General features: G+C 69.1%; 12 protein-coding genes and 2 pseudogenes. 5 read left to right on the top strand and 9 right to left on the bottom strand.

The annotated features are described in order from the left end of the window. Positions 1-132: 132 nt before the first annotated feature. Positions 133-1,239, bottom strand: coding sequence for a ricin-type beta-trefoil lectin domain protein (locus AB0G20_RS28395; protein WP_361307136.1), 1,107 nt, complete (start codon positions 1,237-1,239; stop codon positions 133-135). Positions 1,240-1,356: 117 nt separating this feature from the next. Here AB0G20_RS28395 and AB0G20_RS28390 point away from each other — a divergent pair. Continuing rightward, positions 1,357-1,479: pseudogene (locus AB0G20_RS28390) on the top strand (GntR family transcriptional regulator); the annotation flags it as partial. Between the two features lie 404 nt (positions 1,480-1,883). Here AB0G20_RS28390 and AB0G20_RS28385 read toward each other — a convergent pair. Together AB0G20_RS28385 and AB0G20_RS28380 are read right to left on the bottom strand one after the other, a co-directional pair. Further along, positions 1,884-2,303: a hypothetical protein gene (locus tag AB0G20_RS28385; RefSeq protein WP_361307134.1), complete on the bottom strand. Its 420-nt coding sequence runs from the start codon at positions 2,301-2,303 to the stop codon at positions 1,884-1,886. Positions 2,304-2,426: 123 nt separating this feature from the next. Further along, positions 2,427-2,996 (bottom strand): DUF6328 family protein, encoded by a 570-nt coding sequence (locus AB0G20_RS28380; protein WP_361307132.1) that lies wholly within the window; start codon positions 2,994-2,996, stop codon positions 2,427-2,429. Between the two features lie 330 nt (positions 2,997-3,326). On the opposite strand from AB0G20_RS28380, the gene AB0G20_RS28375 reads away from it, so the two are divergent. Both AB0G20_RS28375 and AB0G20_RS28370 read left to right on the top strand, forming a co-directional pair. Beyond that, on the top strand, positions 3,327-4,589 hold the full coding sequence (locus tag AB0G20_RS28375) for a phytase (RefSeq protein WP_361307462.1): 1,263 nt from the start codon (positions 3,327-3,329) through the stop codon (positions 4,587-4,589). A 295-nt stretch (positions 4,590-4,884) separates the two neighbouring features. Next, complete coding sequence (locus tag AB0G20_RS28370; protein ID WP_361307130.1) at positions 4,885-7,197, top strand: beta-L-arabinofuranosidase domain-containing protein; 2,313 nt, start codon at positions 4,885-4,887, stop codon at positions 7,195-7,197. Positions 7,198-7,258: 61 nt separating this feature from the next. Here AB0G20_RS28370 and AB0G20_RS28365 read toward each other — a convergent pair whose 3' ends face one another. Both AB0G20_RS28365 and AB0G20_RS28360 read right to left on the bottom strand, forming a co-directional pair. Then, entirely contained in the window at positions 7,259-7,756 is a 498-nt protein-coding gene (locus AB0G20_RS28365; protein ID WP_361307460.1) for an MFS transporter, read from the bottom strand. Then, positions 7,681-8,238: an MFS transporter gene (locus AB0G20_RS28360; RefSeq protein WP_361307128.1), complete on the bottom strand. Its 558-nt coding sequence runs from the start codon at positions 8,236-8,238 to the stop codon at positions 7,681-7,683. The genes AB0G20_RS28365 and AB0G20_RS28360 overlap by 76 nt, the downstream gene beginning before the upstream one ends. A 258-nt stretch (positions 8,239-8,496) precedes the next feature. Here AB0G20_RS28360 and AB0G20_RS28355 point away from each other — a divergent pair, with 258 nt between their 5' ends. Both AB0G20_RS28355 and AB0G20_RS28350 read left to right on the top strand, forming a co-directional pair. Further along, entirely contained in the window at positions 8,497-8,988 is a 492-nt protein-coding gene (locus AB0G20_RS28355; protein ID WP_361307126.1) for a DUF2975 domain-containing protein, read from the top strand. Further along, a pseudogene (locus AB0G20_RS28350) lies at positions 8,988-9,074 on the top strand (helix-turn-helix domain-containing protein); the annotation flags it as partial. The gene AB0G20_RS28355 and the pseudogene AB0G20_RS28350, both read left to right, overlap by 1 nt. 56 nt (positions 9,075-9,130) lie before the next feature. Here the strand turns inward: AB0G20_RS28350 and yicI are convergent. The 4 genes from yicI to AB0G20_RS28330 are packed head-to-tail and all read right to left on the bottom strand — an operon-like array spanning position 9,131 to position 14,711. Further along, the gene (gene yicI / locus AB0G20_RS28345; RefSeq protein WP_361307124.1) at positions 9,131-11,479 is read right to left on the bottom strand and encodes an alpha-xylosidase; all 2,349 of its coding nucleotides are present in this window, start codon (positions 11,477-11,479) and stop codon (positions 9,131-9,133) included. Beyond that, positions 11,476-12,891 carry a GH1 family beta-glucosidase gene (locus tag AB0G20_RS28340; RefSeq protein ID WP_361307122.1) on the bottom strand — a complete coding sequence of 472 codons (1,416 nt, stop codon included), beginning with the start codon at positions 12,889-12,891 and terminating at the stop codon, positions 11,476-11,478. The genes yicI and AB0G20_RS28340 overlap by 4 nt, the downstream gene beginning before the upstream one ends. 14 nt (positions 12,892-12,905) lie before the next feature. Continuing rightward, positions 12,906-13,697 carry a carbohydrate ABC transporter permease gene (locus AB0G20_RS28335; protein ID WP_361307120.1) on the bottom strand — a complete coding sequence of 264 codons (792 nt, stop codon included), beginning with the start codon at positions 13,695-13,697 and terminating at the stop codon, positions 12,906-12,908. Between the two features lie 54 nt (positions 13,698-13,751). Further along, positions 13,752-14,711 carry a sugar ABC transporter permease gene (locus AB0G20_RS28330; RefSeq protein ID WP_361307118.1) on the bottom strand — a complete coding sequence of 320 codons (960 nt, stop codon included), beginning with the start codon at positions 14,709-14,711 and terminating at the stop codon, positions 13,752-13,754. Between the last annotated feature and the right edge of the window lie 4 nt (positions 14,712-14,715).

The following is a 14,715-nucleotide window of genomic DNA, read 5'->3' as shown; positions in this document are numbered from 1 at the left end:
TCTCTACCCTGAAGCGCTAGCGTCTGCCGATTCGTTGGCAGCCCATTGAGGAGGATGGAATCGTCGAAGCGCTTCGACGCTCTCCTTCCCGGAACCCCAGCCCAGACAGGGTTGGGGCCCCGGGAGCGCGGGTCATCCGGCGGTCAGCGTGGTCCACTTCTGGTTGGAGCCGCCGTTGCAGTCCCACAACTGGAGCTGCGTGCCGTCGGCCGTGGAGGAGCCCGGAACGTCGAGGCAGCGGCCGGAGGCGGGGTTGCGGTAGCCGCCGTTGTAGGGCTGCCAGACCTGGTTGGAGCCGCCGTTGCAGGTCCAGGTCTGCACCTTGGTGCCGTTGGCGGTGCCCCAGCCGGCGGCGTCGAGGCACTTGCCCATGGAGCGCAGGGTGCCGTCGGTGTAGGCGGACCAGACCTGGTGGGCACCGTTGCCGCAGCCCCAGGTCTGGACGGCGGTTCCGTCGGCGGTGCCGGCGCCGTTGACATCCAGGCACTTGCCGGTGATGCCGGAGGACACGCGTGTGGGGGCGGGGGCGGGGTTCCTCAACCACCCGGCGCCGTCAGCGGCCTGGATGCCGCGGTGGAAGGCGTCGGCCATCTTCTGGTATCCCGCGTCGTTGGGATGCAGGGCGTCGACCAGGTCGGCCGTGGTCAGGCTGCTCATGTCCACGTATGCGACGTGCTTGCCCGCGGCCTGCGCGTCCCTCACGATGTGGGGGATGGCCTGGTTGTACGCGGCACGGTACTGCTCCTCCGAGCCGCTGGTGGACACGACCAGTGAGGCCACGAGGACGGTTGCGTCGGGGGCGACGGCGGTGATCCGGTCGACCAGAGACCTCAGCCGTGCGGTGGCGGTGGAGACCTGGTAGCTCTCGTTGAGGTCGTTGGTGCCGATCTCCAGCGTCACGACGTTGGGCCGGTAGCGGGTCAGTGAGGCGTCGGCGAGTGCGGCGATCTGGTGGATCTTGTATCCGGAGTGGCCTTCGTTGTCGGCGTCGGACATCGAACCGCCCCGCAACGTGCCCACGAAGTCCAGCGGATGGCCGTCTGCCGCCAGCCTGTTCCACAACGGCCCCCGGTAGCCGTTGCCCGTACTGCTCCCCACCCCCCAGGTAATCGAGTCGCCCAACGGCATGATCCGCAAAGGGGTGTTCGAGGCGGCGGAGGCAGGGGCCACACCGGCCGCCGTCACCCCGAGCGTGGCAGCGACCAGCGTGATCAGGGGTAGAAGCCAAGGCTTTCTCATACAGGCGTCCTCTTCTGCGAGTGATTGCTCGATCAACGGGGGTTGAACGCCGCTCAGTCAGCAGTCCGGCCGAAGCGCTTTACCGTCGGCGGCCGCCTGACATGACGACAGAAACGGACACGTGACGCCGTCCTCGGCCGTGCCGCCGCCCTCCTCCACGTGAGCAACACCGAACAGTGGCTGAGGGAACACCTGCGCTCCGGCCAACCCATCCCCTTCGGGACGACAGCGCGGAGCTGACGGGCGTCCAAGAACATAGGATGTATTAGGGGGTGCGGATGGGGATGCTGTCCATAGCTCGGGACGCAAAGCCCTAGAAGTGCAGGAGTTGAGGATTACCTTGCGATCGCCGGGCTGCTTGTCATGGGATGTATCTACCTCTGGTAGCTATTGACGTGGGCATGTTGCATGGCGGATGGGTCTGCTCACCCAGACCAACTCCCGCTGCTGACCGCCCGACCATCGTCGAGCACCGACGCATCCTGCCGGGCAACTCACCCGGCGGGGTGCGTGTTATGAGCCGGTGCGCGCAAAACCCAGCCTGAGCCGGGCTTGAAACGGAATCCCGAGGGGCCCGCGGCCGCGCGGCGCATCAGCGCGGCCCGCGGAACCAAGGGTCCGGCTCGTTCCCGCCATGCAAGGGTCTACATGACCAGCAGTGCCGCAAGACGGGTAGCGGTCCGCTCGCCCGCCCGCTGCTTGATCAAGCCCTCTTTGGCAGCAGCACGAAGCCTGACCTTCGAGCTGGACGCGTCGCCCCTCGTCACCAGTGCCGTCACCACGACAGGGTTCAGGCCGCCAGCCCCACCGCCGGCAACGACACGGATCGTCAGCTGGCCGTCACCAGGTTCAGGCACGGACCCGACTGTTCGCCCCGCTCGTTCGAGTACTTTGGCGACGTGCTCGACGGCATCTTCGAATGGCAAGAGGACGACCAGGTCGATCTCGTGAACGTTCTTCTTCATCAGCTTGGCCACGAACCGGGTCAAGCCACCGCCACCCCCGGTGCCGGCAGCCAGAGCGGCCAGCTCATCGGCCAGGATGTCATCCTCACTCTGGTCCACGCGCCCTCCGCCCTCTCGCTTCGCCGACTGCGCTTCCCATGTAATCAGTTGCCGCCCCCTACCAAGGGGCAAAGGACCTCACCGGCACGGGCCATGTGAGAGGGCCGATCGCAGCCCGGTGCCCTACGCGTCCCGCGTTCGGGAGCGCCGGCCGGCACGACGTCGCAAGTGCAGCGGCAGCACGTACCAGCACAGGCCGAACCACAGCATGACCCCGCCGACGAGCACTTCGGCGAGAACGCCGGGAACAACGAAACGGAGAATCAATAGGAGCGTGCAGCCGATGGTCAGGGCGAGGAGGACCATGCCGCACATCATCAAACGGCCGGCGGTCTCCACCACCTCGTCCTTCATCCGCTGGCCGGACAGGAAGCGGTGGATAGAGACGGGCGCTATGAGCGATCCGGTGGCCGCCGCACCGAGCACCACGGTGGCGACGTAGATGCCGCGGTCCAGCGCCTCCAACTCCCTGAACAGAGGCGTGAAGGCCACGCTGAGCAGAAAGCCGAAGAGAATCTGCACGCCCGTTTGCGTGACCCGCGTCTCCTGCAGAATCTCGTTCCAGCGTCGATTGACCCGTTCATGCGGTGTCTCGGCCGCGTCGCCACCGGGCCTCGCATTCGGGCTGTTGTGCCGCGCACAGCATGCGGTGCTCTTGCCTTCCGGCTCGACGGGCTGCTCCGTCATGGTCATGGCATCCTCCCCATTTCAGAGGGACCGCTTGCCCCGCCTGTGCGCCTTCCATGCAGGCGCAGAGGGGAGGAGGGGCGTTCGCGGTGACGGGACAATGGCCCCGCGGCTGCGCATGCGGCGCACAGCAGACCCGAGGTGGCCGTAACGGTTGCGCCTTGAACGGAAGTTGGCAGGTAAGCGTCTCATCGGTGTTCGCGCGTACAGATCACAGTTTCTTGTGCGCAAAGTGGCCCCCGCATCATCAGCATGCCCTCGACACCGACAAGGGAAGTGCTTGTGAGAACGCATCCCACTCCGTTCAGAACCGCCGCCCTCGCCCTGGGCACCGCCATGCTGGCTTTCCTGACCCCCGCCCAGGCCGGGGCCGATGAGGGGACCCTGCCCACGGTGACGCCCGTCAGCGAGACCACCGCCCTCTACGACGACGAGGCGGGCGGCAACTCGGACGCGGACGATCCGGCGATCTGGCGCAATGCGGCCGACCCGGGGCGCAGCCTCGTCATCGCGACCGCCAAGGAGGGCGGCCTTCGGGTGTACGACCTGGGTGCCCGCTTGGTGCAGTCGCTGCCCTCGCCCCGTCCGCCCGCCGAGGACGACGCCCCTGGCCGGTACAACAACGTCGACCTCGTCACCGGTCTGCGCACCTCCACGGGCCGGGCCGACGTTGCCGTGGTCAGCGACCGCGGCAACGACCGGCTGCGGATCTACCGCATCGACCCGTCGAAGCCCGCCCGCCCGCTGACCGACATCACCGACCCGGCCGTCGCCCCGGTGTTCTCCACCGGCCAGGCGGAGATCAACGACCAGCGCACCGCTTACGGCCTCGCCACCTGGCAGGACAAGTCCAGCGGGCGCACCTACGCCCTGGTCAGCCAACGGGAGCGGACCCGCCTCGCACTGGTCGAGCTGAAGCCGACCGCGAGCGGCACCGTCACCTACCGGAAGATCCGCACCCTCGACCTGCCCGCGTCCTTCCGCCTCCCGAACGGCGCCACCTGGTCCCCCTGCGCGGAACCCGGCGAGCTCCCGCAGGTCGAGGGCATGGTGGTCGACCCCGCCACCGGCACGCTCTACGCCGGGCAGGAGGACATCGGCATCTGGCGGATGGGTGCCGACCTCACCACCCAGCCGGTTTTGGTGGACAAGGTCCGCGAGTACGGCGTCCCCGGTGTCTACGACGAGGCGACCGAGGAGTGCACGGCCGGCGCCGACCCTGGCTACGGCGGCGAGCGGCTGTCCGCGGACGTCGAGGGCCTGACGCTGTTCCAGGAGCCGGACGGTGACGGCTACCTCTTCGCCTCCAGCCAGGGCGACGACACCTTCGCCCTGTACGACCGTGAGGTGAGCGAGGACAACGAGTACGAGGGCGGCTTCCGTGTCGGAGCGGCCTCGGCGACCCTCGACGGGGCGGAGGAGTGCGACGGCGCCGCCGTCCTGAACGCACCGCTCGGCAGCCGCTTCCCGAACGGCCTGCTGGTCGTCCAGGACGGCCACGAGATCCCCGAGGTCCCGGACGGCGAGGGCGGCACGCGCACGGCGACCGGCTTCAAGTTCATCGACCTCGGTGACGTGGTGGACGCCGCCGGCCTGTAGTCCCCCAGGGGGTGTCCGCAAAGCGACTTGCGGACACCCCTCAAGGCCCCAATGCGGAGTAGACGCTGCGGGTATGCCGTCCGGGTCGGCACGGTGATCACCACAGCTGACCTGATCCCGCACGCGGATTCCAGGGCTCCCGGCTTCGCACGCTCCACAACGACTGGAACTCCAGGCACGCAGGCGGGCCTGTCCCAGGCCCGACAGGTACCACCCGACCGCCGGACATGCGATCCGACGGATCCGACGCACCGACGACCGAGCAGTCGCTCTCCCGTCACGGAAAGGGTGCAAGATGTCTTCCTCCGTCAGCAGACGGCGCCTCCTGCAAGTAGCCGGCGCCACCGCCGTCACCTCTGCCACCGGTTCCCTCATCGGAAGTTCTCCCGCCCGAGCGGCCATCCCCCCTGCAAGGGCCGACATCGGGGTCTCCGCGCACCCCTTCGAACTCGGCCAGGTCCGGCTCAGCGCAAGCCGGTGGCTGGACAACCAGAACCGAACGCGGAACTACCTGCGGTTCGTCGATGTCGACCGGCTGCTGTACAACTTCCGCGCCAACCACCGGCTGTCCACCAACGGCGCGGCTGCAACCGGCGGCTGGGACGCGCCGACGTTCCCCTTCCGCACCCACGTCCAAGGGCACTTCCTCACGGCATGGGCACAGCTGTACGCCGTGACCGGGGACACCACCTGCCGGGACAAGGCAACCCACATGGTCGCCGAGTTGGCCAAGTGCCAGGCCAACAACAGTGCCGCCGGTTTCAGCGCCGGGTACCTCTCCGGCTACCCCGAGTCCGACTTCACCGCTCTCGAACAGCGGACCCTGACCAACGGCAACGTGCCGTACTACACCATCCACAAGACCCTCGTCGGCCTGCTGGACGTATGGCGCCACATCGGCAGCACACAAGCCCGGGACGTGCTGCTCGCCCTCGCGGGATGGGTCGACTGGCGCACCGGCCGGCTGAGCAGCCAGCAGATGCAGACCATGCTGGGAACCGAGTTCGGCGGCATGAACACCGTGCTCACCGATCTCTACCAGCAGATAGGCGACGCGCGGTGGCTCACCGTCGCCCGGCGGTTCGACCACGCCGCGGTGTTCGACCCTCTGGCGTCCGGCCAGGACCGGCTCAACGGACTGCACGCCAACACGCAGGTACCCAAGTGGATCGGGGCCGCCCGGGAGTACAAGGCCACCGGCACCACCCGCTACCGGGACATCGCCACCAACGCCTGGAACATCTGCGTCAACACGCACACCTATGCCATCGGCGGCAACAGCCAGGCGGAGCATTTCCGCGCCCCGAACGCCATCGCCGGCTACCTGAACCAGGACACGTGCGAAAGCTGCAACACCTTCAACATGCTCACCCTCACCCGGGAGCTGTTCGCGCTGGACCCGAACCGGGTCGCGCTGTTCGACTACTACGAGCGGGCGTGGCTGAACCAGATGATCGGCCAGCAGAACCCGGCCGACGACCACGGCCACGTCACCTACTTCACCCCGCTCAACCCGGGAGGCCGACGCGGTGTCGGGCCGGCGTGGGGCGTCGGCACCTGGAGCACCGACTACGGCACCTTCTGGTGCTGCCAGGGCACGGGCCTGGAGATGCACACCAGGCTGATGGACTCCATCTACTTCCGCAGTGACAACACCCTGATCGTGAACCTGTTCGTGCCCTCGGTGCTCAACTGGTCGGAGCGCGGAATCACGGTCACCCAGACCACGTCGTACCCGGACAGCGACACCACGACCCTGCAGGTCACCGGCAACGTCAGCGGAACCTGGGCGATGCGCATCCGCATCCCGAGCTGGACCACCGGCGCCACGATCAGCGTCAACGGCACGGCGCAGAACACCACCGCCACGCCCGGCGGTTACGCCGCCTTGACCCGCTCCTGGACCTCCGGCGACACGGTCACCGTCCGCCTGCCCATGCGGATCGTCATGCGAGCGGCCAACGACAACGCGAACATCGCCGCGATCACCTACGGCCCGGTGGTCCTGTCCGGCAACTACGGCAATTCCACGCTCAATTCCCTCCCGCCGCTGAACACGCCCTCGATCACACGGACCAGCAGCAGTTCGCTCGCCTTCACCGCCACCGCCAACGGCTCCACCGTCAACCTGGGACCGTTCCACAACGCGCACGGCCACAACTACACCGTCTACTGGAACACCAGTGGCACCGGCACCGTCCGTCTCGCCAACGTGGGCAGCGGTCTCGTGCTGGGCATCCAGGACATGTCCACGGCCGACGGTGGCCGCGCTCTGCAGTGGAACGACTCGGGCACCGCCGACCACAACTGGCAAATGATCACCGACGGAAACGCGGTCCGCTTCCGCAATGCCCACAGCGGCAAGGTACTCGGCGTCCAGGACATGTCCACAGCAGACAACGCCACTGTCCTGCAGTGGTCGGACAACGGCACCGCCGACCACAGGTGGACGCTGCTCGACCAGGGAGACGGCACCTTCAAGATCCGCAACGCGCACAGCGGCAAGTTGCTCGCCATCGCGAACAACTCCACCGCTGTCGGCGCGTTCGCAGTCCAGGACTCGGACAATGGCACCGCCGACAACCGGTGGCGCATCGTGGAGAACTAGTTGCCGACGCCGCAGCGGTCGACGAGGTCATGCCGGCCTCGGGGACGCGTCCGCGTCGAGCTCAGCGAGGCACCGGATCTTCCGAGGCGGGCAGCGGTTCTGCGGTCTTCGGGACGAGGGCGCGGACGGAGGGGGTGGCGACCATGGCGAGGGTGGCGAGGAGGATGATCGCGGCGCCCGCGTAGAGGGTGGCATGGAGGCCGAGGAGGAGTACGGCGGGTCCGGTGGCGAACTGGGCGAGCGGGAGCGCGAGGTAGGAGCCGAGGTCGTCGTAGGCGTAGACGCGGGCAAGGCGGTCCTCGGGGATCTGCTCGTTGAGGGTCGAATACCAGGCGACGCCGGCCTGTTCGCCGCCCACGCCCGTCACGAAGTTGGCCACGACGAGAACCCAGGTGTACGGGGCGAGCGCGAGCAGCAGCGGGGTCATCGCCGTCAGGCTCATGAGCGCGCAGCCGACCAGGATCGCGCGCCGGGACCGCCATTTCAGCGACAGCACGCCGCCGGCGACCGCGCCGAGCGAGCCCGCGGCGAGGGCAAGGCCCCAGCCGGTGCGGCCGATCCCGGTGGTGTCGGCGACGGCCGGGCCGAGGACGGTGAACGAGGCGGTGCCGCCGGCGGGGCGGCGCGGCGGGACTCGGCCGGCACGGTCTGGGGGAGCAGGGCCTGGGCGGCGGGCTGGTAGCAGGAGCTCGACGCCCCGTTGACCGTGGCGAGCACCATGAGCAGGGGGATGGCGGCGCTGTGGGTGAGGACCAGGGCGGCGATGACCGCCTGGCTCGCGGCGCTGACCATGCTGCTGCCGACCAGCAGCGGGCCGCGCGGCAGCCGGTCCGCCAACACCCCGCCGAACAGCAGGAAGACGATGCTGGTGAGGGAATGGGCGCCGAACACCAACCCGAGCGAACCGACCGAGCCAGTGGCGTCGAGCACGGCGAAGGCCAGGGCGATCGGCGCCACCCCGTTGCCGATCAGGTTGGCCGTCGTACCGATGAAGAGGTGACGGAACGCGCGGTGGCGCAGAGGCGCCAGGGCGGCAGACACGCGCCTGATCGTCGGGGCCGGGCGGCGCGCCCGTCAACGAGTTTTAGGACTGGCGCCGGGCCGGGTGTGCGGCTGCCCACTCATTGCGCACCCGTGTAGCGCAGACGGGCGGGGAACAGCTCCGGCAGAAAGGCCGCGACTTTTCGCCCTCCGGATCAAGGCGACCATAGAGACCCGGCCCGCCGACGCGAACCCAACCCTTGCTTCATCTATCGAATCTCGATAGATTCCCATCGCGACTCGATGGAAGGGTGGGTCATGGGAAAGCTGACAGTGCGTGCGCTGCGCGCCGTGCTCGTGGTGGTGTTCACCGGCACCGTGTTCGTGCAGGCATTGATGGTGTGGGTGCTGGTCAGTGGGAGCGACCCGGAGGACGGGTCGCTCCCACTGACCCCGCTGCGCGTGATCACGATCCTGGGCATGGTGTCGGTCCAGGTCGCCCTGGTCTGCGTATGGCGGCTGGTGACGATGGTTCGACGCGGAACCGTGTTCTCCCATGCCGCCTTCCAGTACGTGGACACCGTGATCGGCGCGATCGTGGCGGCCGCCCTCCTGTGGTTCGCGGTCACGCTCCTCAACGCGCCGGGCCAGCGGGACGACCCGGGCGTCACCGTCATCATGGGCGGGGTTGGCGTGGCCGTCCTTGGGGTCGCGCTCTTCGCGCTCGTGCTGCGGGCACTGCTCGCCCAGGCCGTCGCGCGCGACCACGAAGCGGCCCGGATGCAGGCCGAGTTGGACGACGTGATCTAGCGACGCTCGCCGCGCTCTGCGAGGTGCTCAAGTGCCGACCGGGCGACCTGCTGCGCCGGGAGGCCGAGGACGCCGCGGGCGGATGACGTGTCCGAGCGCGGCGTGAAACGTCTCGGGCGGTCGGCCGTCCGTGAGAGCTGCGTCAGCTGCCGGTGAGCAGTGCCGTGAGATGGGCCGTGCCCGCGGATACGGCGAGGAGAGTGCCGAGCGCGGTCCGCTCGGCCGTCGACGCCGACGATCCGGCGTCGCCGAGTTCCGCCCGCGCCCCGACCAGCAGCACCTGCCACGGCCCCGGGGCCCCCTCCGCGTCGACCGTTACCGTGTCGCCGTCGCGAGTCGTCCGGAAGGCGGCCGCCGAGCTGTCCCGGGCACCCGGGTCCGGGATCCGCGTCACGACCGTCGCACCGTCGACGGGCGCGTGGACCCGCAGTGTCACCCCGTGCGCCCAGTCGTACTCCGCCGCGTCGTCGCTCACGCCGTACGGTATGACCGACCCGGGCCGGGCAAGCAGCGGCAGGCTGTCGTACCCGTACCGCTCGCGCCGCCAGCCGGGCCCCTGGACCTGTTCGCCCGACAGCAGATGCGTCCAGGTGCCGTCCGGGACGTAGTAGTCGACGACGCCGTCGGCCGAGAACACGGGGGCGACGAGCAGGTCGTCGCCGAGCATGTACTGCCGGTCGAGGGTGTGGCAGGCCGGGTCGTCGGGGAACTCCAGCACCATCGCCCGCATCATCGGCGTGCCGCGCTCGGCGGCCTGCTGTGCCGCACGGAACAGGTAGGGCATGAGCCGGTGCTTGAGACGGGTGAAGTCGCGGGTGACCGCGACCGCCTCCTCGTCGTAGTCCCACGGCACCCGGTATGACTTGCTGCCGTGCAGCCGGCTGTGCGACGACAGCAGCCCGAACTGCACCCACCGCTTGAACACCTCGGGCGTGGGCGTTCCCTCGAAGCCGCCGATGTCGTGGCTCCAGAAGCCGAACCCGGACAGGCCGAGCGACAGCCCGCCGCGCAGCGACTCGGCCATCGCGCCGAAGTGGGACTCGCAGTCGCCGCCCCAGTGCACCGGGAACTGCTGTCCGCCCGCCGTCGCAGAGCGGGCGAAGAGCACGGCCTCACCGGCGCCCCGCGCCTCGCTCAGCACCTCGAAGACCGTCTCGTTGTAGAGCTGTGTGTAGTAGTTGTGCATGCGCTCCGGGTCGGAGCCGTCGTGCCAGACCACATCGGTCGGGATCCGCTCGCCGAAGTCGGTCTTGAAGCAGTCGACGCCCTGCGCGGTGAGCGCGCGCAGCTTGCTCGCGTACCACTGGCGCGCGTCCGGGTCGGTGAAGTCGACCAGGGCCATGCCGGCCTGCCACAGGTCCCACTGCCACACGTCGCCGTTGGCCTTGCGGACCAGATAGCCGAGCCGCTTGGCCTCCGCGAACAGCGCGGACTTCTGTGCGATGTACGGGTTGATCCACACCGACACGCGCAGGCCATGCTCCTCCTTCAGCCGCCGCAGCATGCCCTCCGGGTCCGGGAAGACCTCCGGGTCCCAGGTGAAGTCGCACCACTGGTACTCGCGCATCCAGAAGCAGTCGAAGTGGAAGACGCCCAGCGGGATGTCGCGCTCGGCCATCCCGCGCACGAACCGGTTCACCGTCTCCTCGTCGTACGAGGTCGTGAACGACGTCGACAGCCACAGCCCGAACGACCAGGCCGGCGGCAGCGCCGGGCGGCCGGTCAGCGCCGTGTAGCGGTCCAGGACGTCCTTGGGCGTCGGACCGTACACGACGAAGTACTCCAGCGACTGGTCCTCGACGCTGAACTGCACCTGCCCGACGGCCTCCGAGTCGATCTCGTAGCTCACCTTGCCGGGGTGGTTGACGAAGACGCCGTAGCCGCGGTTGGTGAGGTGGAAGGGGACGTTCTTGTACGCCTGCTCGCTCGCGGTGCCGCCGTCGGCCTGCCAGATGTCCACGCTCTGGCCGTTCTTCACGAACGGCGTGAACCGTTCGCCGAGCCCGTACACCAACTCGCCGATGTCGAGCGTGAGTTGCGCCAGAGAGTAGTGACTGCCGTCGCCCAGGACCGCGAAGCCGGTGCCGCGTGCCTTCGCCGAGGTGAGGACGCGACCGTCCGCGGTGAAGTCCAGCCGCCACGGGGCCGCCGTGTCCACCCGCAGCGACAGCTCCCCGGCCGTCAGCTTCAGCAGCGTGCCCTCCCGGGTGACCTTCGCCGCGTGGCCGGACTCGGTGTGCAGTGCGAAATCCGGGCCGCGCTCGGCAGCGCCCGCGTGGTGGGTGGAACGGATGCCGATCACGCCCTCGGCGGGGGACCAGCACTCGACGGTCAGCAGCGGGCTGTTGAGGGTCTGGCCGCGGCGCGTGACATGCCGCACCGGTGCGTAGAGCGTGAACCGCTCCTCGTCGACGCGGACGTCGGCGACCTCGGCGGCGTACGACGCCTGGACGCCTTCGCGCATCAGCCAGTAGCCGTCGGTGAACTTCATCGGGAGTCCTCACCAGGGGTGATGCGGGCGCGGTGAGCGGCGATGAGCCGCCGGTACCAGCGGTAGCTGTCCTTGGGTGTGCGTACTTGCGTGTCGTAGTCGACCCGGACGATGCCGAAGCGCTGGCCGTAGCCACGGGCCCACTCGAAGTTGTCCAGCAGCGACCACACGTAGTAGCCGCGCACGTCGACGCCCGCACGCAGGGCGGCGGCGAGCGCGTCCAGATGGCTGTGGAGGTAGTCGACCCGCTCCACGTCGCGGACCCGGCCGTCGGCGTCGAGGGTGTCCGCCTCAGCCGAGCCGTTCTCGGTGATCAGGAGCGGCGGCAGCGCGGGATAGCGCTGGGCAAGGCCGACCAGCAGATCCGTGAAGGTGTGCGGGACGACGGGCCAGCCCATGGTGGTGTGGCGGACATCGTCGCGCCAGGTCTCCTCGGCCCGGACGTCGACCGCGGTGCGGGTGGCCGGGTCCGCGTCGCGGTACGGGGCGTCGGAGACGGTGATCGGGCGGTAGTAGTTGATGCCGACGAAGTCGAGCGGCGCGCCGATGAGGTCGAGGTCGCCGTCGAGGCGGTACGAGCCGTCGCCGTCGGGCAGCAACTCGCCCCAGGTCTCGGCTTCGTGCTCCGGGTAGCGTCCGGCGAACAGCGGCTCGAACCACACGTCGTTGTGGAGCGTCTCGACACGGCGTACGGCGGCCAGGTCGGCGGGGGAGTCCGTGGCCGGCAGCAGCCGGTCGGGGTTGAGCGTGATCCCGACCTCTCGTGCCCCCGCGGCGCGCAGGGCGTGCACGGCCAGCCCGTGGCCGACGAGCAGGTGGTGTGCGGCGGCGAGCGCGCCGCGGCCCTCGCGGGCGCCCGGGGCGTGGGCGCCCGCCGCGTAGCCGACGAAGGCGCTGCAGAAGGGCTCGTTGAGCGTGATCCAGCGGTCCACCCGGTCGCCGAGCCGGGCGGCGACCACCCCGGCGTACTCGGCGAACCGCTCCGCCGTCTCGCGTACCCGCCAGCCCCCTCGGTCCTCCAGGGCCTGGGGGAGGTCCCAGTGGTAGAGGGTGGCGGCGGGGGAGATGCCGCAGGCCAGCAGCTCGTCGACGAGCCGGTCGTAGAAGTCGAGCCCCGCCGCGTTGGCGGGGCCGGAGCCGGTCGGCTGGATACGCGGCCAGGCGATGGAGAAGCGGTAGCTGTCCACGCCCAGCTCGCGCAGCAGAGCGATGTCCTCGCGGTAGCGGTGGTAGTGGTCGCAGGCGACGTCACCGGTGGCGCCGTCCGCGACGCGCCCGGGCTCGCGGCAGAAGGTGTCCCAGATGGACGGGCCTCTGCCGTCCTCGTCGTACGCTCCCTCGATCTGGTAACTGGCCGTGGCGGCACCGAAGAAGAAGCCGGCCGGGAACTCGGGGAACTCGGGGAAACTCACAGCAAGGGACCGCCCTACTTGACCGACCCGCCGGTGATCCCGGCGGCGATGTACTTCTGGGCGACGACGAGCAGGATCGCGGCCGGCACGGCGGAGAGCACCGCGGTCGCCATGACCGCGCCCCAGTCGCTGACATGTGCGCCGACGAACTGGTAGATGCCGAGCGTGATGGGCCTGACGTCGTCCGTGGTGTTGAGGGTGAGCGCGAACATGAAGTCCGACCAGGCGAAGAGGAAGGTGAACAGTCCCGCCGTGATCAGGGCGTTGCGGCTCATGGGCAGCACGATCCGCACGAACGCGGTGAAGCGGTTCGCCCCGTCCACCATCGCGGCCTCGACGACCTCGCTCGGGATCGACACCATGAACGCCCGCAGCAGCACGATCGCGAACGGCAGACCGAGCGAGGCGTCCGCCAGGATCAGCCCCAGATAGGAATTGACGAGATCGAGCTGCGCGTAGGCGCTGTAGAGGGCGTTGGCGATGACGATGCCCGGCACCATCTGCGTGATGAGCGTCGCGAAGACGATGCCCTGCCCGCCGCGGAGTCCGAACTGGGCGAGCCCGTACGCGGCGGGCGCGGCGAGCGCGAGACAGACGACGACGGCGCCGAGTGCGACGACGAAGCTGGTGAGCAGCGAGCCGCCCTGGGTGCTGATCGCCGTGTCGAAGTTCCTCAGGGACGGTGAGACGGGGAACCACTCGGTGGCGGCGATGCTCGACTCGGGCTGGAGGGCGGTGTTGAGCATCCAGTACACGGGGAAGAGCAGCACGGCGAGGATCAGCAGCGCGGCGGCGGTGTTCCACATCGAACGAATGCGCAGAAGGCTCGCCGGTCGTTTCGTCGCTCGGTTCATCGTCGGTCACTTCCCCTTGCCGAAGTCGGCGCGGTTGGCCCGCAGGTACAGCACGGCGAAGACCGCGCTGATGAGGATCAGGACATTGCCCACCACGGCGCCCTGGCCGAAGTCGAGCTGCAGGAAGGAGAGCTGGTACGTGACCGTGCCCAGCGTCTGTGTGGAGTCCGCGGGGCCGCCCGAGGTCAGCGCCAGGATCAGGTCGAGGATCTTCACCGTCGACATGAAGCCCAGCACGAGCACGACCGTGATCACCGGGCGCAGCATCGGCAGCGTGATGCTGCGGAACGTCCGCCATGGGCCGGAGCCGTCCAGTGACGCCGCCTCGTACAGGTCGCGCGGGATCTCCTGGAGACCGCCGTAGAGGATGACCATGTTGAACGGAATGCCGATCCAGATGTTGACCAGGATCGCCGACAGCAGCGCCACGCCGGGGCTGCTCAGCCACGGCACGCCGTCCTGCGGGGCCAGGCCGACCGCGTGGAGGGCGGTGTTCAGCATGCCGTGGTCCTGGTCGAGGATGCGCCGCCAGACGACGGCGGAGACGACCATGGGCACGAGCCACGGCAGCAGCAGGATGGCGCGCACGAAGCCGGAGAGCCGGAAGCGGCGGGAGAAGAAGACGGCGAGGGCCAGGCCGATGGTGAACTGGCCGAGCAGCGAGCCGACGGTGAACAGGGCCGTGTGCCACAGGGCGTCGGTGAACAGCTCGTTGGCGAAGACGGCGCGCCAGTTGTCGAGGCCGTTGAACGGTGCCTCGCCGGTGAAGTACGTCTTCGGCGTGTAGTGCTGGAAGCTCATCACGACGTTGCGGACGAGCGGGTAGCCGAAGAAGAACGCCATGTAGGCGAGCGCGGGAGCGACGAAGAGCCAGCGCAGCAGCCCACGGTGGAGCGGAGCACGGCCGGCTGCGGACTCGGCTTCGGCGGCGCCCGTGGCGGGCGCGGGGGAGGTGACGGTGGTCATGGAC

Source organism: Streptomyces sp. NPDC024017, from assembly GCF_040638895.1.
In the GTDB taxonomy this organism is placed as follows: Bacteria; Actinomycetota; Actinomycetes; order Streptomycetales; family Streptomycetaceae; genus Streptomyces.
Note: the sequence above shows the minus strand (reverse complement) of the source record. Positions and strands in the feature narration are given on the sequence as shown.

Excerpts from the sequence above, each read along its gene's own strand:
- AB0G20_RS28370 (WP_361307130.1), top strand. The coding sequence starts at position 4,885 with ATGTCTTCCTCCGTCAGCAGACGGCGCCTCCTGCAAGTAGCCGGCGCC.
- AB0G20_RS28395 (WP_361307136.1), bottom strand. The coding sequence starts at position 1,239 with ATGAGAAAGCCTTGGCTTCTACCCCTGATCACGCTGGTCGCTGCCACG.
- AB0G20_RS28335 (WP_361307120.1), bottom strand. The coding sequence starts at position 13,697 with ATGTGGAACACCGCCGCCGCGCTGCTGATCCTCGCCGTGCTGCTCTTC.
- AB0G20_RS28380 (WP_361307132.1), bottom strand. The coding sequence starts at position 2,996 with ATGACCATGACGGAGCAGCCCGTCGAGCCGGAAGGCAAGAGCACCGCA.
- AB0G20_RS28375 (WP_361307462.1), top strand. The coding sequence starts at position 3,327 with ATGCTGGCTTTCCTGACCCCCGCCCAGGCCGGGGCCGATGAGGGGACC.
- AB0G20_RS28330 (WP_361307118.1), bottom strand. The coding sequence starts at position 14,711 with ATGACCACCGTCACCTCCCCCGCGCCCGCCACGGGCGCCGCCGAAGCC.
- yicI (WP_361307124.1), bottom strand. The coding sequence starts at position 11,479 with ATGAAGTTCACCGACGGCTACTGGCTGATGCGCGAAGGCGTCCAGGCG.
- AB0G20_RS28355 (WP_361307126.1), top strand. The coding sequence starts at position 8,497 with ATGGGAAAGCTGACAGTGCGTGCGCTGCGCGCCGTGCTCGTGGTGGTG.